The organism is Microcoleus sp. Pol12B5 (genome assembly GCF_036701335.1).
Classification (GTDB): domain Bacteria; phylum Cyanobacteriota; class Cyanobacteriia; order Cyanobacteriales; family Microcoleaceae; genus Microcoleus.
Window position 1 is genome coordinate 15,846 of sequence record NZ_JAUBQQ010000027.1, and the last position, 20,377, is coordinate 36,222.

The 20,377-nt window shown below is 47.5% G+C and carries 13 protein-coding genes; all 13 read right to left on the reverse strand.

Annotated elements, in window-relative coordinates; all coding sequences use genetic code 11:
- Positions 1-218 precede the first annotated feature (218 nt).
- The 13 genes from QUA24_RS14190 to QUA24_RS14250 all read right to left on the reverse strand — a co-directional run bounded on the left by QUA24_RS14190 (position 219) and on the right by QUA24_RS14250 (position 20,339).
- Positions 219-2,639: a sucrose synthase gene (locus QUA24_RS14190; protein WP_333230441.1), complete on the reverse strand. Its 2,421-nt coding sequence runs from the start codon at positions 2,637-2,639 to the stop codon at positions 219-221.
- A gap of 133 nt (positions 2,640-2,772) precedes the next feature.
- Entirely contained in the window at positions 2,773-4,296 is a 1,524-nt protein-coding gene (locus tag QUA24_RS14195; RefSeq protein WP_333230442.1) for a carboxypeptidase M32, read from the reverse strand.
- 79 nt (positions 4,297-4,375) lie between these two features.
- The gene (locus QUA24_RS14200) at positions 4,376-5,578 is read right to left on the reverse strand and encodes a tetratricopeptide repeat protein (protein WP_333230443.1); all 1,203 of its coding nucleotides are present in this window, start codon (positions 5,576-5,578) and stop codon (positions 4,376-4,378) included.
- Positions 5,579-5,952: 374 nt separating this feature from the next.
- On the reverse strand, positions 5,953-6,294 hold the full coding sequence (locus QUA24_RS14205; RefSeq protein WP_333230444.1) for a type II toxin-antitoxin system PemK/MazF family toxin: 342 nt from the start codon (positions 6,292-6,294) through the stop codon (positions 5,953-5,955).
- A complete protein-coding gene (locus tag QUA24_RS14210; RefSeq protein WP_333230445.1) occupies positions 6,281-6,682 on the reverse strand; it encodes a type II toxin-antitoxin system Phd/YefM family antitoxin in 402 nt (133 codons plus the stop codon). Before QUA24_RS14210 ends, QUA24_RS14205 begins: the two co-directional genes overlap by 14 nt.
- Positions 6,683-6,835: 153 nt before the next feature.
- Positions 6,836-8,419, reverse strand: a complete 1,584-nt coding sequence (locus QUA24_RS14215) for a tetratricopeptide repeat protein (RefSeq protein WP_333230446.1) — start codon at positions 8,417-8,419, stop codon at positions 6,836-6,838.
- Positions 8,416-9,753 carry an ATP-binding protein gene (locus tag QUA24_RS14220; RefSeq protein WP_333230447.1) on the reverse strand — a complete coding sequence of 446 codons (1,338 nt, stop codon included), beginning with the start codon at positions 9,751-9,753 and terminating at the stop codon, positions 8,416-8,418. Before QUA24_RS14220 ends, QUA24_RS14215 begins: the two co-directional genes overlap by 4 nt.
- A gap of 147 nt (positions 9,754-9,900) precedes the next feature.
- Entirely contained in the window at positions 9,901-10,419 is a 519-nt protein-coding gene (locus tag QUA24_RS14225; RefSeq protein ID WP_333230448.1) for a Ycf51 family protein, read from the reverse strand.
- Positions 10,420-10,496: 77 nt separating this feature from the next.
- Positions 10,497-11,555 carry an adenylate/guanylate cyclase domain-containing protein gene (locus QUA24_RS14230; protein ID WP_333230449.1) on the reverse strand — a complete coding sequence of 353 codons (1,059 nt, stop codon included), beginning with the start codon at positions 11,553-11,555 and terminating at the stop codon, positions 10,497-10,499.
- Positions 11,552-11,926, reverse strand: a complete 375-nt coding sequence (locus QUA24_RS14235; protein ID WP_015177895.1) for a response regulator — start codon at positions 11,924-11,926, stop codon at positions 11,552-11,554. The genes QUA24_RS14230 and QUA24_RS14235 overlap by 4 nt, the downstream gene beginning before the upstream one ends.
- Complete coding sequence (locus QUA24_RS14240; protein ID WP_333230450.1) at positions 11,919-15,638, reverse strand: response regulator; 3,720 nt, start codon at positions 15,636-15,638, stop codon at positions 11,919-11,921. The genes QUA24_RS14235 and QUA24_RS14240 overlap by 8 nt, the downstream gene beginning before the upstream one ends.
- Before the next feature lie 296 nt (positions 15,639-15,934).
- Complete coding sequence (locus QUA24_RS14245) at positions 15,935-18,448, reverse strand: MASE1 domain-containing protein (RefSeq protein ID WP_333230451.1); 2,514 nt, start codon at positions 18,446-18,448, stop codon at positions 15,935-15,937.
- A 550-nt stretch (positions 18,449-18,998) separates the two neighbouring features.
- On the reverse strand, positions 18,999-20,339 hold the full coding sequence (locus tag QUA24_RS14250; RefSeq protein ID WP_333230452.1) for an ABC transporter substrate-binding protein: 1,341 nt from the start codon (positions 20,337-20,339) through the stop codon (positions 18,999-19,001).
- Positions 20,340-20,377 lie beyond the last annotated feature (38 nt).

Genomic DNA, 20,377 nt, shown 5'->3' on the forward strand with positions numbered 1-20,377 from the left:
TGGTACAAAACCTGCCGTCATTCACAAATCTTTACAGGCGAATTTTCTACAAAGTTGATCTATGAAAAGCGAAGTTTTTTCCTTCAATCTCCCCGTAATATCAATTTCGGTTGTATGGGAATTATTAAACCCCTCTTGACGCAGAGGATACAGAGAAAGGGAAGAGAGAGATGAATAATGGCGATACCAAGGGATTTAATATAAGCAAAACTCGCGACTTATCGATTTGCGTGTTCTGCCAATAAAGCCTTTGCTCTTGGCTTGTAAATGAGATAAAACAGCGATTCTACGTAGCGGAGCATATCTTCGCGGTTTTCCTTGGACGAGTAGTTCCAAAAACCGTAAGTCCGCGCCAGAGTCAGCAGCTTGGTAGTATGAATTTTCCAGGTATACGTGCTGTAAACTCGGTCAATGCCTCGCGTTGAAATTTCATACCAATAGTTGGGATCGTGTTCACATTTCGATAAAAAATCTAGAAGTTTTTGGGCAGTCTCCTGGTGGTTAGTCGGGTTGATATAAAACCCATTTACGCCATCTTGAATAATTTCCAGCGGGCCGCCAAACTGCGTCCCGAAAGTGGGAATACCGGTAATCATTGCTTCGAGAATTGTCAAGCCGAAAGCTTCAAATAAGGCTGGCTGAACAAATATACCTTGGGTGTCGGCGATTACCCGGTAGATTTCGCCGGACAGGCTTTTGGAAAGCTTCACTCCCAACCAGCGAATTTTATTGTGAAGGTTGTATTGGTCGATAATTGCGTAGAGTTTTTTAATTTCTTCTGCTTCTTCGTAGTCTTCGGTTTCTTCGACCCGCAGCTTGCCGGCTACTAGAATTAAGTTGCATTTTTCTTGCAATTCCTGGCTTTTTCCAAACAATTCTGCTAAGCCTGTCATGTTTTTAATGCGATCGAGCCGGGCCATCGAAAATAAAGGGCGCTTGTGCGGAGCGTCGAGTTTTCCAAAGACTTGTTCCGGGTCTTCTAGAGTAAACAGCAGTTCGTTGAGCCGATCGCGATCGCCTTGGACCCGGTCTTCGATCCGCGTGTAGGGAAAGTACACACTTTCGTTAACTCCCGGCGGCACGACGTTGAATTTAGGGCTGAACAGTTCAATCCCGTTCACAACGTGGTACAAATCCGGCATGGTAAAACACTTGTAAGATTCGTACTGACCAACACTATCGGGTTGGCCCACAATCTCTTGATAGGTGCTGCTGACAATACAATTAGCTGCATTCATGGCAATTATATCGGCAGTAAATTGCAGCGAAAAATGGTACTTTTCCTCTGATTCTTGCCAGTAGAGATTGCTGAACAAATATTTAGATTTTGCCAGCGCATGGGCAATATTGCACTGAGTAACTTTGAGTTTGCGAGACAGCAAAAACGCTACCAAGTTCCCGTCGGAATAGTTGCCGACAATTAAATCTGGCTTGCCCTCAAACTCAGCCAGAAGTTCTTTTTCTGAATCGATCGCATAAGTTTCCAAATAAGGCCAAATCTCGAATCTAGAAATCCAATTTTGAGTCAGTTTGGGATTAAACTCCCGGAAGGGAACCCGCAAAATCCAAGCATTTTCTGTGGCGTGAACTTTTTCCAAACGTTGGTTGCAGCGCGTGCCGTCGCTGTTAGGAATTAACCGGGTGAGAATAATTACTTTAGGTTTGACTCCTAAACTATCGAGACCTGCAAGATGAATGTCTTCTTGCAGTTGTTTTTCTAAACTCTTGGCTTGATCGAGGACATAAACTACCTGGCCTCCCGTATCCGGTCGCCCCAAAACTCCTTCTTGGCCGAACCAGCCGTGAGGAGAAACTAGGACGATGTTGAAAATCATCGGGATGCGAGAAATAAATGCTTCTAGGGTTTGCGGATCGGAGGAATCAATTAATTCGTCAAGAATTCCTAGGGTTTCATGCACGCGGGCGGCGGTATTTCCCCAACCTGCCTCGAAACCCATCATTTGCAAAACCACTCGAAATCTCTCGTAGGGTTCTTCTTCAGAAAGATCGCCGACAAAGGTGAGGGCTTTTTTGATTTGTTGTGAAAGTTGTTCTTGGGATTTTATGCGATCGTTAATTAGTAATTGTACGCCTTTGTAGCGGTGAATCCGCAAGAAATTAAATAGAGCTTCCTGCCACTGTCTGGCGTCTTGAAATAGTTTGCTGGAGAGATATCGGTTGAGGAATTGTACTCCTTTGCCGATGTTTTTGGGGTCGCGAATTGTGGGGGAGTAGTCGTAAAACGGGCCGAAATCTAGTTCTAGAATGTCGCCTTCTTGGGGATGAAAGTGGTTGACGAAGCGATCGCGCACATCGAGCAAGTCTTGCACTGTCATCTGCTCAACAGTCAAGTCGTCTGCAACTCGCACTATTTCCATACTAGCAATTTTTGGTCGCAGCAGGACGCAAAGGCTGCCATCTTCGAGGATAATTTCCTGAACGTAGTAAATTAATTTGCTTAAATGAGAAGATTGATGGAACTCTTCAGGCTTTTCGTATTTGGTGCAGTAGGTGGCAAAAGCGTTAACTATGTCGTTTCGCAGTAAATATTTGTTTCCCAAAGCGCGCAAATCGCTGACAAACTGACGGAAGTCGGTTTTTTCGTCGCTGGCGATAACAGCCTGAAAGAGTTCCGACATACATACTCCCTTATTTAGAATTTTTGATTTTCGTTGTAAAACAGGGCGATACTTTGTGAGTATCGCCCTTTATTTTTAGGGGGCTACTTTTTTTAATGCCATTTTAAAATCTGCAAAGTGAAGTTGCTATCCCTCAAATGACATAAAACTCCCCGTATTTATGGCGAATGTAACGGACAAAGGGATCGATAGTTAAAGGTGAACCTGTAACGCGATCGATCAATTCGACAGCAGTGTATTTGCGGCCGTGCTGGTAGATATTTTGTTTGAGCCAGTCGTGGAGTACGCTAAAATTGCCCTGTTCTATTTCTACGGGAATTTCAGGATTGATTTTTACTGCAGTTTCGTAGAATTGGGCGCTCATCAAGTTGCCGAGGGTGTAACCTTGGAACATTCCGCCGATCGTACCAACATACCAGTGAACATCTTGCATCGCGCCTTCGCTATCCGTGGCTGGGACAACGCCGAGGTCGGTTTTATAACGTTCGTTCCAGGCTTCGGGGAGGTCTCGCACTGCTAGTTTTCCCTCTACCATTGCCAATTCTAGGTCAAAGCGGATAGCGACGTGGAGGTTGTAGGTTACTTCGTCGGCGTCGGTGCGGATGAGCGATCGTGAGACTTTGTTAATTGCCCGGTAAAATGCGTCAGTGGATACGTGTCCCAACTGTCGCAAAAATACGCCTTGGAGTTGCGGATAAAAACATTCCCAAAAACCGCGGCTGCGCCCGACCAAATTTTCCCAAAGTCGCGATTGACTTTCGTGGACGCCGGAGGAAATGCCGCCTGCCAGAAGCGTGCCTTCAAATTCCGGGGAATTTCCGAGTTCGTAGAGGGCGTGTCCGGCTTCGTGGATGCTGCTGAAGAGTGCTTGATCCAAGTGGTCTTCATAGACGCGGGTGGTAATTCGTACGTCGTCTATGGAGAAGTTTGTCATGAACGGGTGCAGGGTGGTGTCTTGCCGTCCCCGTTGGAAGTCGTACCCCATGCGTTCTACGACTTTACGGGTAAATTCTAGTTGCTGGGATTCTGGGAAGTCTTGGTGCAAGCAGGAGTCGTCGGCGGGAGGTTGCGAGGTGATGGCTTCGACTATCGGCACTAATTCTTCACGCAGTTTGGCGAAAAGCGGGCGCAGCAGGGATACTTTCATGCCGTAGTCGCTACGATCGATCAAAGGATCGGCGATGTGTTCGTAGCCGGGGAAAAAGTCGGCGTATTGCCTGCTTAATTCTAGGGTTTTTTCGAGATACGGCTCAACGGCTGCGAAGTTGTTGGCTGCCCTGGCCGCGGCCCAAGCTTCGTAGCTGTCGGCTTGGTGGCGGCAGAGTGCGGACATAAAGGTTGCGGGGACTCTGGCGGCGCGATCGTAGTCTCTGCGGGCGATGCGGATCAGGCTGGCTGCGGTGGAGTCGTAGGGGAGGGTTTGTTCGTAGAAACGCAAGTCTTCTAGGAGTTCACCTATTTTGGGGTCGGTAAATTTTTCGTGGGATATTTGTTTGAGAGTAGCCAACTGGCGGCCTCTGGCATTTGCACCTTTGGCGGGCATATAAGTTGATTGATCCCAATGCAGCAGCGACGAGGCTGATTCGATGTCGTTAACTTCTCTGAGGTGGGCTGCCAGTTGAGCGAATTTTGCTTGAGTTTTGTCTAGGGTTTGCATGATTGGGGTTTATGGTGCTGTTTTGCCTACAAAGGTTGCAGTGCGGCATCGGTATCCATCAATCATTGCTACCCTGAAATCAAGCTAAAAACCGCACTTCTTCCCGTATTGTACGCAATTTAGAGTCATTTTTGCACAATTTCCGGTATTTATGCGGATTGAGTTCGATCGCCTTGGACAAGTTTTCGATCGCTAGCCGGATGCTGGTAGCTACAAGTTCCTGGCTGTTTGTGAGCTCGCCTGCTTCTTTTTCCAGGGCGTAAAGGCAAGCTTTTTGATAGTACAGGTTGGGATCGTCGGGTTTGAGTGCGATGATTTTATCGTAGGAGGCGATCGCTTCGGTAAATCGTTGAATTTTTTTGAGGGCTATGGCGCGGTTGTACCAGGCTTCGGTGTTGTCTGGCTGCAACTCTAGGGTTTTGTCCCAAGAGGCTATTGCTTCTTCAAAGCGTTGTAAGTTGGCCAAGGCTAAGCCACGGTTGTAAAAGGTTTCGCTGTCGTTTGGCTTGAGTGCGATGGCTTTGTCCCAGGATGCGATCGCTTCTTCAAATTGTCCCATTTGTGCGAGCGCTGTGCCGCATTTGTTCCAGGCTTCGGGGGAATTAGGCCGCAGTTGCAGGGTTTTGTCGTAGGAGGCGACGGCTTCCGAGTAGAGTTTTTCATCGGCTAGGGCTAAGCCGCGGTTGTACCAGGCTTGATGCAAGTCGGGTTTGAGTTCGATCGCTTTGTCGTAGGAGGCGATCGCCGCTGTATTTTGGTCGGATTTTCTCAGGGCAAATGCTTTGTTGTACCAAGCTTCGCAGTAGTCTGGTTTGATGGCTAGGGCTTTGTCGTAGGAGTCGATCGCTTCTGATAATTTTTCTAAGCTGACGAGGGTGTTGCCGCGGTTCGTCCAAGCTTCGGGGTAGCTGGGGTTGAGTTCGATCGCCTTTTCGTAGGATGCGATCGCTTCTGAGAGTCTGTTGAGCTTCCGCAAAACGTTGGCGCGATTATACCACGCTTCGGGATTGTTGGGTTTGATTTTTAGGGATTGGTTGTAGGCTGCGATCGCTTCTTCTAGCTGGCCCAATTTTTTGAGGGCTACGCCTTGGTTGTACCAGGCTTCATAAAATTTTGGTTCAAGTTCGATCGCTTCTTCCCAGGATTCGATCGCAGCTTGAAATCGTCCCATTGCTTCTAGGGCGTTGCCGCGTTCGTATAAGGTTTGAGCCTTTTGGGTGTTGACTGCTATGGATTTTTCCCCTGAGTCGATCGGCTTTTCTATGCTGGCTAATTTTTGCAAGGGGTTTCACCTCTTTATTTTCTGTCTAGTTGATACTTTTCTTTTTTATATGCGATCTTTTTTGCCTGTGAGTGCTTTCGATCGCGACTATTTGGTTATTTATGGCAATTTTACAGGAATTTGGGAACTTTTTCAATTTTTTTCCTTATAATTCTAGAGCTGGGACTTGGAAGTATAGATTAATACTAATTTTTTTTATGACTGCGTAGAAAAGAGGAAAGGGCGATCGTACTCAGGTGTGACAAACCTCATCCAAGATATAACAGGACTTACATATCGACCCTATTTGTAGTGCATTGCGGCCCTTTTTGCTACGGGTAGTGTAAAAATTTAAAAGTTGCGTAAGTCCTGATATAAGTTTCACCTATCGGCGATCACTGACTTAGCAAATTGTAAAGCTTTTCAGCAATTTGAGCCTGTGTATCTGATGATAATTCACCCAACTCACGTTGAACAACCACTGTAGAAACAGTTACCAGTTGATGCAGCCTGATAGTAGATGGCACCCGCAGCCCCGAAGGCTGAAAGTCGGGATGAGAAGCTTCTAATACGATATCTGTTTCCAGTAGATTTGTGGGCAAGCGACTTGTAATATAAGCAAGAATAACATGGCGTCGCGCTCCCAAAGGGTTAGTCAAACAAGCTGCTGGACGCAGTTTGTTAGCCGATAAATCATCATAGGGAAACGGTACTAGGAAAATCTTACCCTTGGTCATGGAATGGTTTACCGTCAGCTATGGTATAAATGTCTTCTTCTGGGTCTAGGATCGAACCAAAATCCGGCTCGATTGCTACTGTTTTAATCCATTCAGGGTCGTGGAAGGGCAAGCCATCAGCTAAAGTGTAGATATCTTCCGCTGAGTCTCTCAGAGAATCAAAAGCTGGATTTGCGATCGCAGCTTTTAGCCATTCATATTCTTCGAGTTTTGCTTTGTTAATTAGGGCGGCTTCTAGTGCTTCTAGTCGCTTCAGATCGGCATAAGTAATGATAGCAGCGATCGCCCTTCCTTCCTGTTCTATGACAATTCGTTCTCCAGTATCCTCGACATGGGCGATGAGTTCGGGAAATCTGTCATTGGTTAGATTAACATTTAGTTGAGTCATCTTTTAACTCGCTATTAATTATCCTATTATATCGTGTCCATTAGCTTCGTTGAAAAGTGTTTGTGATGCTGTAAGGGCGGGTTTTACCAACAATAATTGCCTCAAACCGACAATCTCATAAACCCGCCCCGCCCCCGCTTGGGCGGCAAATCCCTATTCTTGAATCAAGGCTTGAAACCGAGTATGCGATCGAATGCTGTCAAAATCCGAGTTAGTTTTTGCCATTTCTCGGTATTTGTCAGGATTCAGATTGATGGCTTGCTGCAAATTCTGAATCGCTTGGTCAATCTGACTGTGTAACGCATAGCAGCAAGCTTTATTATAAAATGCTGGGTGATAATCTGGTTTGAATTCTAAGGCTTTGTCGCAGGAGGCGATCGCTTCTTCCAATCTTCCTAAAATACCCAGTGCAATGCCCCGATTGTACCAGGCTTCGTCTTTATCTGGTTTGAATTCTAAGGCTTTGTCGTAGGAGGCTATCGCTTCTTCCAATCTTCCTAATTTACAAAGTGCATTGCCCCGATTGTACCAGGCTTCGTAATAATCAGGTTTGACTTCTAAGGCTTTGTCGTAGGAGGCTATCGCATCTTCCAATCTTCCTAAATTACCCAGTGCATTGCCCCGATTGTACCAGGCAACGTGATAATCAGGTTTGACTTCTAAGGCTTTGTCGTAGGAGGCTATCGCATCTTCCAATCTTCCTAAATTACCCAGTGCATTGCCCCGATTGTTCCAGGCAACCTGTTGTAAATCTGGTTTGAATTCTAAGGCTTTGTCGTAGGAGGCTATCGCATCTTCAAATCTTCCTAAATCATTCAGTGCATAGCCCCGATTGTTCCAGGCTTCGTGTAAATCTGGTTTGATTTCTAAGGCTTTGTTGTAGGAGGCTATCGCTTCTTCCAACCTGCCTAATTTACGCAGTACAATGCCCCGATTGTACCAGGCTTCGTGTAAATCTGGTTTGATTTCTAAGGCTTTGTCGTAGGATGCGATCGCCTTTGCATATTCTTCAGCATAGTCATACAATAAACCTTGTTCATAAAACAATTCTGCTTGTTGTTCAGGTGTTTGCCCATCCTCATCAATTAAAGATTGAATCCTCACCAATTCCCGTTTTCTTTCTTGGGGAGTCAAAGCTAGATAATCTTCTTGCTTCCATCTTTCGGAACAAGCCTGCCTTGATTCTAGTTGCAGCAGTTCTTTATCCATTGACAACTTAAATAAACTCGATCGCCAATCAAAGAAATCAGGTGCCCGCTGAATAAAATAATCAATAGCAAACTTAGGCAACAGAAAAACAAAGCAGATTTTAAAATTATCTCGAAATCGTTCTCGCTGCTGGTTTAAATTAATTAAAACAGGCGGCACTCCCCGCCAACTGTAAGAGTAAATATCCTTACTTTCCCAGCCGAGTTCCTTTTTTTCTTGTTCGTATTCATAAAGTGAATATTCTAAACCCTGGACGAATAGGACATTGATGCGCTCGCGATTTGGCAACTCTTCAATTAGATTGTAAAAATCATAAACCGATTCCTTCAGCCGCAAAACCTCAATCTTTTGCTGCGAAATATCTGTTTTAACTCTAGCAATCCAGCGTTCTCCCTCCGCCGGGGAACACTCCACAAATAACAAGCTAAAGCCTTTTGTCCGCTTGATAGCGCGTATCAGATCTCGATATTCTTCCTCCGGTTCTGCGGGCGGTAAATCTTCGTCCCAATCAATTGCTTCTGGTTTCATGGCTGAAGTAGTGCGACTGCTTCCTTAAATTCCGGAATGCCTTCAATTAGCGGGTGAACATCATACCAAGGCTGCATTTCTCCTTCATCATCAAAATATCGGTATTCCAAAATACAGCGGTTAAATAGCAAATTGCGGTGCTTTTCTTCATTAAGTATCCGGTGAGAAATAGAGACTTTTGCTAAAATTGACCATTCATCTTGTCCGGGAGTTTTGCGGTAGACATTCCGCTCTTTCGTGATTGCTCTTTGGGCCGCTTTGGCAGTAATTGGCAAATTCTGTGTTTGATTCACAGCTTCTCGCATCATCTTCATCAAATCCCTAACGTGACCTCCACTCATCAAGCACAGCCGTTCTAGGGTTTCTTCGGTGTCAAACAATCCTGTCTCTAAAGATAGATTTGGAGCGATTTTTTGCACCCGCTTCTTAATCAACTCTTTAATTTTAGCAAGTCCCGGTTGGTGAGCGCTACCATCTAGATTCTGTACCAGAATCATTGGCAGCACTTGCGGAGTATTGTACTTATCGCTTAAATCAGCAGCGCGATTGGAATGCACCATGGAAATCGGTACAGTGTAAACGACGTGACAATCTAAAGCTTGGAGTTGTTCGCTGCGGTCTAAGAAAATTTGGTCTAGATTGCTGCGTCCTCCTGCGTCTGTCGCAGAAAATGGCACAATCCGGTCTAAATTATCGGCAATCGCTACCAGTTGCGAATATTTGTTGGGCAACTTTTTTTTAGCGTCGCCAATAAACTCATTTAGCGCATCAATCAGCGTTTGTGTTTGGGGTTCAACTTTTTCTCGGATTTTTTGACGCAGACTCGGTTGAGTTCTCACATTCGCCGTCAACTTGGCAAACTGACTAATTTGCGCCTCTAAGGTCAATTTTTCAAAAGATATTTCTGTTAGCCCTAAATCTTTTAAATCGTCCCAGCGGTCTTTCATCCAATTGAGCAAAGGCTTGGAGTCAGCCTCTTTAATTGCTTCTAATAAGTGTCTGGTGCAAGCTAGCAAAATATCTGTATATTCAGTATCTTCGGGATTGATATCTTCCGCGTCAGCCGCGAAATAAACTACAAAATAACCTTTGTTGTTCAAGTGTTGCTGTAGCCGCAGCAATTCCGTTGATTTTCCAGCACCGCGATGTCCTGCATACAACTGGCAAGTCATCGGTTCTGAACGCTCAATGTTGAGGCCCAAGTCTAGGGTAATATTGTCATCTCCTCGCACTTCCCCACAGTCAACATATTGCGGGTCGCCTGCTGGTAAAGGAGAAGATGGGTTAAAGGCGTTGTAGAGGTCTTTTAGTAGTTTTTCTGTATTTTGAGTCATAAATTTTTTTTAGTATTTTTGGTTTTTTATAGGCTGAACCGCAGATTTAAGGCAGATGAACACGGATAAACGCAGATAATTTTAAGAAGAGCGATCGAATCTATGCAAAAGGCTGGGTGCACATCGCGCACCCAACAATCACTACTTTTAGGCTTGATATTTTTTCAGAATAGCAACTTTTTCGGGGAAGATTTCGATCGCCATTTTCTCATCATAACGAGTCGCGAGCGATCGCCTCACTTCGCCCAAAAACAGCGGCTGCGACAGTCCAGGCTCTGGGTGTACAACTGTACGAACTCGGATAGTCATGTAGTCTCTGCCGCGCCCAGAGCGCCCTGGAGAGTACAAATCCGCAGCCGCTTGCTGCATCGTTGCTTCTAATTGCGATTCGGTGATCGTAGGTGGCACAGTAACTACTGTTTGAGCGCCGCCTGTATCGTAAACTAAAGAATAGCGCACCGCACCGGGAATTTCTGTACGGGAAAACAGTCCCAAACCCAGACCGAATATACTCGCAGCAATTACGCCCATAAAGCTTGTCACTCCTACCAATCGGAAGCGAAAACCCCATTTGAAGATAAATGCTATAACTGTTAAAATAGCCAAAGCTACTGTCAGAATTGCCGCCCATTGGGCGTACATTAAAAGGTTAGAATTTACGCTCATTTGATGATTTGTTGACTGTTGACTGTTGACTGTTGATATTAGTTACCGCTACCCGATGCCCAATGCCCAATGATTAATTAAGCGTTTCGGCCCATAAGCAGATAAGTCATCATATCGCCTTTGCCCTTCACTGGAATCACGCCGCGCTCCTCAAAAACGTACTTATCCCGCAGGCGCTCGTAGGTAGCAACTGTCACTTGAATGCTGCCGGGGACGCCTTGAGATTCCATCCGGGAAGCTGTATTTACCGTATCTCCCCACAAATCGTAAGTAAATTTTTTAGTACCGATTACCCCAGCTTCTACCGGGCCTGTGTGGATGCCGATGCGAATGCTGAGCGGCTGACCTCCCTTGGTATGTATCTTAGTCATTGCTGCTTGAATTTCCAGCGCCATTTCGGCGATCGACTCGGCGTGGTCGTCGCTGGGCGTCGGCAAACCGCCAACCACCATATAAGCATCGCCGATCGTCTTAATTTTCTCAAGTCCGTAGCGCTCGGCCAACTCGTCAAAAGCCGAAAAAATCTCGTTGAGCAACTCCACCAATTGGGCCGGCGATAAATGAGACGAAAGCTTAGTAAAACCGACCAAATCGGCAAACATCACTGTTACCTCGGCGAAACTGTCTGCGATCGTAATTTCCCCGTGTTTGAGGCGCTGCGCGATCGCCTTCGGTAAAATATTTAACAGCAAACGCTCGGACTTTTCCTTTTCCTGAGCCAACTCATGTAAATACGCCTGTTCCTTATCCCGCAGTCGCTTCTTTTCCAGACAAGCGCTAATCCGAGCCTTGAGCAATACCGGATTGAACGGTTTAGAAAGATAATCCTCCGCCCCCAACTCTATACACCGGACGATACTGTCGATATCGTCCACCGCCGAAATCATAATCACCGGGATGTAGCGCAAATTCTCGTCCGCCTTCAGACTTTCGAGCACCTGATAGCCGTTCATTTGCGGCATCATAATGTCTAGCAGAACCAAATCAAAAGGAACGCTTCGCAACATTTCCAGAGCTTGGAGACCATCTTCAGCAACAGTCACCACATGGCCTTGACGCTGAAGTCGGCGGGCCAGCAAATCGCGGTTTACCTCATTGTCGTCAACAACCAGCACGCTGCCCTCGTCACCTTTCATGTCAGGGCCTCTTTCAGAAGAGTTTCAATTTTACCCAAAAGTCGTGGAAACTCGACGGGTTTGGTGTCGTAGTCGTTGCAGCCTGCGGCAAGACACTTTTCACGATCGCCCGCCATTGCGTGAGCCGTCAGCGCAATCACCGGAATCCTGCTAGTTTCAGGAGCCGCCTTAATTTGCTGCGTTGCTTGCCACCCGTCGAGAACCGGCAGACTCATATCCATCAGAATCAAATCTGGTACTTTCGCGAGCGCCATCGACACTCCCTCAGCACCATCAACAGCAATAAAGACCTCGTGTCCCTTGCGGGCCAGACGCCTGGAAAGCATATCCCTGTTCATTTCGTTATCTTCGACCAACAGGATTTTAGCCATTGGTGTTCTCCTTGCCTTTCGAGTCGTACCTGCGATCGAACCTGTCATTCACTATAGAGCGAACATCGCGCAACAAACTATCGCAACTGTAGACTCCCTTTTGTAGCACCCGCTCGACGTAGCCGTTTAGCTGCTGGCTTTCGGCCGGTGTCAAGTCTTTCCCCGTGATCACAACAATCGGTATAGGATCTCCCGAATGGGATTTGCGAAGTTCGCCGATCAATTCAAAACCATCCATTTCTGGCAACATCAAATCCAGTAATATCAGGTGCGGGCGAGCAACTTTTAGCCGATCGAGAGCAGCGCGTCCGCTGTCAGCTTCCGTTACTGCCCAGCCTTGTGTTTCTAGTACGCATCGCAGTATTTCGCGCGTGGCAACGTCGTCTTCCACAATTAGAATCTGACAGGTCAAATTGTTACTTGCAACGCCGTCTTGGTCGCGTCGGTACTTGTTCAACAAGGCAGCCAGCCGTTTGCCGTCCACTGGTTTGGTGAGGTAGTCCGATGCACCCAATGCAAAGCCGAGGCTTTTGTTGCCCACAAAGGATAGCAGGATTACGGGAATTTCGGCAAGGTCAGGGTCTGCCTTCAGCGCTGAGAGTACCGCCCAGCCATCCATTCCGGGCATGATCACATCCAGGGTGATGGCGTCTGGCCGTAGTTGCTTAGCGAGCCGGAGAGCTTGCTCGCCACCGCCGGCGACTTCTACGTGCAGTCCTTGGCGACTGAGGGCGCGCTCGATTAAATCCCGCGAGATCGGGTCGTCGTCCACTACCAGCACCGTGCCGACAGCGGGGGCGTCGGGAGGGCTAATGCTGTCGTGGACTTTGTTGGGGATTTCCGGATGTGTGATGGCTTTGGGCAAGAGCACGGTGAAAGTGGTGCCGGAGCCCAAGGTGCTGCTGACCTCAATGCTGCCGCCCATCATTTGACAGAAGCGCTGGCTGATTGCTAGTCCCAAACCGGTGCCACCGTACTCGCGGGTAGTCGAGGCATCACCTTGGGTGAAAGGTTGGAAAACTCGCTGCAATTGCTCTTGTGTCATGCCGATGCCAGTGTCGGCGACGCGGAAACTTAAAAATTCGGAGTTGGAAATTAAAATTTCGGAAGATTCCTCTTGATTTTTCATTTTTAATTGTTCATTTTTAATTCTTTCCACTCCGATCGCAATTTTCCCGTTTTGTGTGAACTTGGCAGCGTTGCTGAGCAAGTTAAGCAGCACTTGCCGCACTTTTGTCATGTCCGCGTGCATGGTGTCGAGGTTGTCTGGACAGTACACTTCTAGGGTATTACCGTTTTTCTCGACCAGCGGCCTGGCCGTGGCAACAGCACTTTCAATTAAGGTATGAATCTCGAATGTTTCTAAGTAGAGATCCATTCGGCCTGCTTCAATTTTAGAAATATCTAGGATGTCGTCAATCAGGGACAGCAGGTGTTTGCCGGCGCTGCAGATTTTTTCGAGGTCGGGGACGGATTCGCAACTGCCCAATTCTTCGGCTTCTTCTTTAAGCATTTCGCTGTAGCCGATGATGGCATTGAGGGGTGTGCGAAGTTCGTGGCTCATGTTGGCGAGAAATGTGCTTTTTGCCCGGTTGGCTGATTCTGCTGCTTCTAGGGCCAACTGCATGGCGGATTCTGCCTGTTTGCGATCGGTGATGTCTTGGACTGTGCCTTCGTAGTACAAAACGCTGCCGTTTTCGTCGCAGATACTGCGCGCGTTTTCGGAAATCCAAATCGTGCTACCGTCTCGGCGGTATATTTGGGATTCAAATTTTGACACTTGGTGGCGGGCGCCCAATAGAGCCATAAACTCGGCGCGCCGATGGGGGTTAACGTAAAATTGACGGTTGATATCGGTGAGTTCCGCGAGCATTTGGGTACAGGATTCGTAGCCGTAAATTCGGGCTAGTGCGCTGTTGCCGCTGAGGTAGTGCCCGGTCGGCGTTGTCTGGAATATGCCTTCGACTGCGTTTTCAAAGATGCTGCGGTATTTTGTTTCGGATTGTCTCAAGGCTGCTTCTGCTCGCTTGCGCTCTAGGGCATTGGCGAGCATTTCTCCTACCATTTTTAGCTGTGTGGATATTGTGGATATTTCGGTTGCTCGACCTGCTGTTTGCTGTAAGCCCTCGAATCCGATAAATCCTACTAGGTTTTTACTACAAATTAGGGGAATAATTATCAATAATTGAATATTTCTTAGCTGTTTTTTTAATTCTAAATTATTTAGGGAAGCGTCACTCGAAGGTATTAAGGCGGTTGCTGTTTGATTGATTGTTTGGGATGGGGAGTCTGTCTGGAATTCGCCTGAATTGTGACCGATCAAATAGCCAATTTCGGCGATTGCTGGGGGCGGGAGTTCGCCGATTTCTGGAATATAGAGGCATTCGGCGCGATCGAGTTTTTCTGCGATCCAAGGGATTTGTGCGATCTCTATTGGTTTGTCGGTGCTGTTTTTGACTGCCGGAATGCTTTCGCCACACCACTCGTAGGTTTTGTGGGCGCGGGTTTTGTCGAATGATAACAGGTAGATGTAACTGCGGTCAAACCCGCTCAAGGTGGCGATCGATTGCAGGGTTCGATCGATGCCTTTGTCTATTTCTGATAAGGGCTGGCTGATGAAATCGGTTGACAAACGGGCAATCAATTGAGCGAATTCTATTCGATACTGCAAAGATTGTTCTACTTTTTTGAGTTTTGTAACGTCTCGAAAGCTCCAGACTCTACCGACTGTTTTCGCTCCGACTTTTGAGGGCAACGAATTTAATTCAAGAATTCTTCCGTCTTTAAATTCTAATAATTCGCTGATTTGAGTATCTGAATCTGCCGACACTTTAATCACGTTTGGGAGAAATCTTTGCGGGTATTTTAATTGTTCCCTGTCGAAGGGGAATCCTGTTTTGAGCGTGTTTGTGAGTGTGGCGAAGGTCGATCGGCTCAACTTTCCTTGGCTGGAGGACAAGCCCCACATCTCTATAAATTTCTGATTATAATTACATATATTGCCGTTTATGTCAACCGCCAGAATTCCTGCATCTGTAGATTTTACAACTGCTTGCAGTATCGAGAGCGATTGCTTGTGTTCTCTAATGTCAAAAAACATCAAGACTGATATTTCGCGGCCCTCAACTGCGGGATGGAAAAAATAGGAAACTGGTAACATCTTGCCGTCGCGACACAAAAACTCGTCGTCCCAGTTGTTGCAAGGTTGACCGGAAGCGATCGCCTGTTGTAAATCTAGTGTAGGTGCGATCTTCCCATCTTCAGTATTGCTGGGCGACTGTTTCGTAGCCGTCAAAACTTGGGATTTGTTACCTTTCTTTTGCTTCCCGATGCGTTCTAGCAGAGAAATGCCTGCAAGTTCCGACTCTCGCCACCCCAGCAAGCGTTCTGCCTCTGGATTCACCGAGATTACACAGCCCTTCGCGTCAAGGATACATAATCCCGCTCCCAAGTTGTTGAGACTCATCGGCAGTCGATCGAATTCTGAAGCTGTTGGAGAGTCTTTAGGGGACTGGGGCGAGGAGGCAAAATCCTGCTGCGCCACCGACTGGGAACTCAAACAAGCTTGCAGCAGCGGTTCCTGCTGGCTCCGGGTTCCGTCGTAGCTACAACTTACCTGCTCTAAGAATAGCTGCCACTGCTCGGCAGTGGGAGGGGGAGACTCGCTGGCTAAACCGAGCTGTTCGAGTTGGCGCTGGAGGTCGGGATGCATAATTTCTGGCGCTTTGTAGGCAACTTTCTACAGTATATCTTTTTAATTAATAATATTATATATACGCAGCTATACAGTTAGTCTAAAGCTACGGGATCAAGCAAATCCTAGGTTTGATCGAAAAGCCTATTGAGCATCTCTGCTCTCCAAAAAACTTTAAACTGCGCTAATTATATCCTAACGGCTTTAATGATTTGGCTATATGTTTAAAATCTCGATACCTGCTAGCGAAAGAATCAGCGAATTGCGGAGGCTAATAAAACCGGAAACGCTCGAAAAGAAATGTCAATAAATTATTATTTATCAGAATTTTCGGTTGAAATTGAAAGGTCGGTGAAAATAGCTGGCAGCCGAATGGTAAAAGTAGAACCTTTGCCCACCTCGCTGAATGCGGTAATGTCTCCGCCCATCATTTCGCAGAATTTCTTAGTAATCGTCAGCCCCAAACCAGTCCCGCCGTACTTCTTAGTAGTGGAGGAATCGGCTTGAGTGAAAGGCTCAAAGATTCTGGCTAACTGTTCGGGACTCATGCCAATGCCGGTATCTTTGACCGTAAAAATGATCCAATCTTGAGCGGAAGATAAGAGAGACAAGCTATTTTCAGCTTGGCCACCTCCTCTATACGCTCCAAGTTTTTTGCCTTTGTTTGCAGCGTCGGCGGGGATTTCGCCGGATCGGGTAACGGCGAAGGTAATCGCACCGGAGCAAGTAAATTTCGCGGCATTGCTGAGGAGGTTGAGCAGAGACTGCCGGAGTTTAGTCAAGTCGGTCTGCATCGAGCCAATATTTTCGGGGCATTGTATTTCTACAATATTGCTATTTTTGTTTGCCAGCGGCGCGATCGTGGCAACTACTTCCTCAACCAGAGTTGGAATGGTGAAAGTTTCGACGTGCAAGTCGGTGTGGCCTGCTTCAATTTTGGTCAAGTCGAGAATATCTTTAATCAGCGCGAGTAGGTGCTGACCGGCCGTGTTAATTCTCTGGAGGTCGTCGATGAACTCTTCGGCACCAAGGTCTCGGGCGTCTTCTTGCAGGATCTCGCTGTAGCCAATGATGGCGTTGAGGGGGGTTCTGAGTTCGTGACTCATGTTGGCGAGAAAAATGCTTTTAGATCTATTTGCAGCTTCGGCGGCTAATGCGGCCCGGCGGAATTCTTCGGAACGCAAGCGTTCGGTGATGTCGGTGGTCATGATTAAAACGCACTGAGTGCTGCCGAGGTGGATGAGTTCCAATGACAGCAGCCAGTCGCGGACTTCGCCGGCTTTGGTGCAAATTTTGATTTCTTGGTTGCTGATCGAATTTTGTGATTGCAAAATCTGGGCGAGCCGCCCCCCGTCTTCTGAATTGACAAACATTCCTAAGTCGCTGGGAGTGCGGCCGAGAAATTCGTGCCGCAGCCAGCCTAATGAGCGCAAAAAGCTTTCGTTGGCATCGAGGAAGCATCCATCTGTGAGGGTGCAGATGCTGATCCCGACTGGGGAGGCGTGAAAGGCCTTGGAAAATCTTTCTTCTGAAGAACGCAGCGCGGCTTCGGCTTGCTTTCTGTCTGTGATGTCTTGGACGGTGCTGGTGATGTAGAGGGAGTTGACGTCGGCTTGTTCGTAGACTGTGCGGTTGCTACCGTCGGGGAGTATGAGCCTGTAATCGATACTGTAAGGTTGTTGCTGAAATAAAGCGGCTTCGATCGAGGTTTTGACTAATTCTCTGTCTTCAGGGTGCACGTATTCCAAGAAGGCTTCCAGGCTGGGTTCAAAAGTTCCCGGTTGCTGTCCCAGGATGCGGTAAATTTCCTCTGACCACCGCAATTGCTGGCCGTTGCGGTCTAAGTCCCAGTTGCCTAGCTGGGCGATGCGCTGGGCGTTGGCGAGGCTGGCTTCGCTGGCGCGCAGGGAGGCTTCTGCTTGGTGGCGTTCGGCGACGGTGGCGGCTAAGACTAAGCCGGTGACGGCGATGACGGCGATGAAGGCTTGCAGGGATAACAGCGCTTGGGGGATACTGCTGGCGTGTTTGAGGAAGGGGCCGCTGCCTCGGGCGATACCCCAGATGGCGAAGCCGCAGAGGATGAGGTTGGAGAGGGCGGTGTAGCGCTGACCGAATCGAAAGGCAGCCCAAACTACTAGGGGAAATGGTAAGTATTCGAGGGGATAGCGGGCGTAAGCGGCGCGGGTGCGGGAGCAAAAGACGAGCCATCCGACTGCTAGTAGCAGCAGCAGCCAAATCGCTCGTTCAGCTATCTGTTTGCGATGGGTGGGGACTTTGGGCAATTGTTGCCACGTCAGCAGCAGCGGGGCGACGAGCACAATTCCCATAGCGTCTCCGACCCACCAAGTCCCCCAAATCGTGCCAAAATCGCTCCAGCTAGATATACCACTCAGGCATACGAGGATGCTGCCGATGGTGGAGCTGATCAGGGTAGATCCCAAGGCTGCTAGCCCGACTATTCCTAAAACGTCTTTGAGCCGATCGAGCCCGGCGCTAAAGTTAAGGCCTTGGAGTAGATAAGTTCCCGTCCAGGCTTGCAGGCTTCTGGCGCCTGCCGAGATCAATGCCGTGACGATGTTGGCCGACGGTACGTTCATGCTGAACAGGAAGCCTCCGATCGCGATTCCCGGCCACAGTTGTCGCCCAAACAGCAGCAGGGCGACTTGGGCAATTCCTGCTGCTGGCCACATCGGGTAAATTTCTGAACTGAGGGTGAGGGTGGAAATGGCGAATTGCGACGCCCAATAGTAGACCAGGGCGATCGCGCCTACTGCGAGAAAGTACCGCCAGGAATGTCCTTTGATTGCGTTAAGGAACTTTGTCTGCATTGTCGTTTGGGGAAAAGGTGGACGGTTGTTGGGATCTCAGGAGGTGGCACGGGACAGGCACAGGGTAGAGAAAATGTTTCTATTAGGTGATGGTAGGTCATGGGTGGTAGGTAGTGGGAGAAGCTTTTGAGCTAACTTTTTGTGGTGCCGTTGAGGGAGCGGTTTTTTTGTTCGATCAAATCTGCCCATGAATTTCGGGAGTATCGCTTTTTTGTAAATATATCTCTAATGGCTAAGCAATTGGTTTGTAAATTTTGGTTTTTGTTAAAAATTTATGATCGAGCGAGAGCGGGTGTCTTTTTGTATCGGGCCATCGTAACTAAATTTACCCTAACATCTTGCACCATGATCAATAATACCTAAAATACCAATAACAGCGACGTAAAATCTCTGCTTTTAGGTAAGTTTCGGGCAATAAACACGGTTTCTGATTAGAATTGCAGGCTGTAGTGATTTTCACTAGATTTTTAACCATCAATCGAGGCTTCAAGTCTTTCGCTCGAATACAGTGAAAGGGGATAATTTACAGCTAAAAAAATATTTTTTTTGTCTATTTTTCTGGGACCGTTGCAACATCTAAGGTTAGTGTCAAACGCTCTTGAGATTCTTTAAGGGCGTCTTGGGGGTTGCGGCCGAGAAGGGTTGCCTCTATGGCGCGACCGAGGTTTTCTGACAGGCGGGAGTAACCTGATATAATGGGTCGCGCTCTGGCTGAGTTCATTTGTTCTAAAAATACTCGCAAAACAGGGTTTTTTTCCACAAAGCTTTGATAAGCTTGGCTCTGTCTCGATTTTAAGTTAATGGGTAAATAACCTGTTCCCAATGCCCATGCTGTTTGGAATTCTTCACCTATAACGTATTCTAAGAATACTAGGGCTGCTCGCTCTCGTTCTGGCGAGGTTTTCATTAAAAATATGTTTTCACCCCCTACGACGGCTGCAGGGCGTTTGAGGAGCGGTAAAGGCATTGCTGCGTAGTCGATCGCGCTTTGCTGCAACTGTGCTAGCGTCCACGGCCCGGTGATTTGCATGGCGACTTTCCCGGCGATGAAATTGTCGAGTTCGTAACCGCGTTCGGGTGCTGACAATATTGCTGAACCTTCTTTTAACAAGTCGCTCCACAATTCTAAGGCGGCCTGAGAACCGGGATTATCTATTTGAGGTACAGGACTTTGAGGTATTTTGCCTTTGAGTTCGCCGCCTGCGCTGAACATGAATGGCAGCCAGGTAAATACTGTCCATTCTCCTTTGCCTAGGGGGAGCACTATGCCGTGTTGGTCTGTGCGGCCGTCTCCGTTGGTGTCTCGCGTGAGCGATCGGGCTACTTGCTTTAATTGCGCCCAATTCTGCGGCACTTCTTTGATTCCTGCTGCTGCAAATAAGCTGGGACGGTAAAATATGGCGACGTTGTTTGTGCCTAGGGGAACTGACCAAGTATGTCCGCCAAGTTCCATTGACTCGAAGAGTGCCGGGTCAATTTCGGCTTTCCGGGGCGATTTGTCGAGCCAGTTTTCTAAGGGTTCAATTGCGTCGAGTTCTGCTAGTTTTCCTGCAATTGAGGGGCCATTCCACAACAAATCAGGCGGTGCATTTCCAACTATTGCTGTTAGTATTTTTGGTAGTTGTTGGTCGGGCTGACCGATGTAAACTGGTTTGATTTGGATGTTGGGATGTGTTTGGTTGAATTTGTCTGTAAGGGTTTGAAATACGTCGCGATTTGGCGGGGGATTGATGCCGTGCCACAGTGTGAGTTCGATCGGCTCGCCGTTTTTTGAGACTGGGGTGGTACTGTTTTGACAGCCGCTTAATATTAGCAGATTTAAGGCAATTAAAATGCAGATCGTTAGTTTTAATGGTCTTTTAATTGCTTTGGATAATTTGGATAATATCATTTTTTATTTAGATTCAGGGAAGAAGACTTTTTTAACTG

Bases quoted from the DNA above. Each gene is read 5' to 3' on its own strand.
- QUA24_RS14190 (WP_333230441.1), bottom strand. From the start codon at position 2,639: ATGTCGGAACTCTTTCAGGCTGTTATCGCCAGCGACGAAAAAACCGAC.
- QUA24_RS14195 (WP_333230442.1), bottom strand. From the start codon at position 4,296: ATGCAAACCCTAGACAAAACTCAAGCAAAATTCGCTCAACTGGCAGCC.
- QUA24_RS14205 (WP_333230444.1), bottom strand. From the start codon at position 6,294: ATGACCAAGGGTAAGATTTTCCTAGTACCGTTTCCCTATGATGATTTA.
- QUA24_RS14210 (WP_333230445.1), bottom strand. From the start codon at position 6,682: ATGACTCAACTAAATGTTAATCTAACCAATGACAGATTTCCCGAACTC.
- QUA24_RS14215 (WP_333230446.1), bottom strand. From the start codon at position 8,419: ATGAAACCAGAAGCAATTGATTGGGACGAAGATTTACCGCCCGCAGAA.
- QUA24_RS14220 (WP_333230447.1), bottom strand. From the start codon at position 9,753: ATGACTCAAAATACAGAAAAACTACTAAAAGACCTCTACAACGCCTTT.
- QUA24_RS14225 (WP_333230448.1), bottom strand. From the start codon at position 10,419: ATGAGCGTAAATTCTAACCTTTTAATGTACGCCCAATGGGCGGCAATT.
- QUA24_RS14230 (WP_333230449.1), bottom strand. From the start codon at position 11,555: ATGAAAGGTGACGAGGGCAGCGTGCTGGTTGTTGACGACAATGAGGTA.
- QUA24_RS14235 (WP_015177895.1), bottom strand. From the start codon at position 11,926: ATGGCTAAAATCCTGTTGGTCGAAGATAACGAAATGAACAGGGATATG.
- QUA24_RS14240 (WP_333230450.1), bottom strand. From the start codon at position 15,638: ATGCATCCCGACCTCCAGCGCCAACTCGAACAGCTCGGTTTAGCCAGC.
- QUA24_RS14245 (WP_333230451.1), bottom strand. From the start codon at position 18,448: ATGCAGACAAAGTTCCTTAACGCAATCAAAGGACATTCCTGGCGGTAC.
- QUA24_RS14250 (WP_333230452.1), bottom strand. From the start codon at position 20,339: ATGATATTATCCAAATTATCCAAAGCAATTAAAAGACCATTAAAACTA.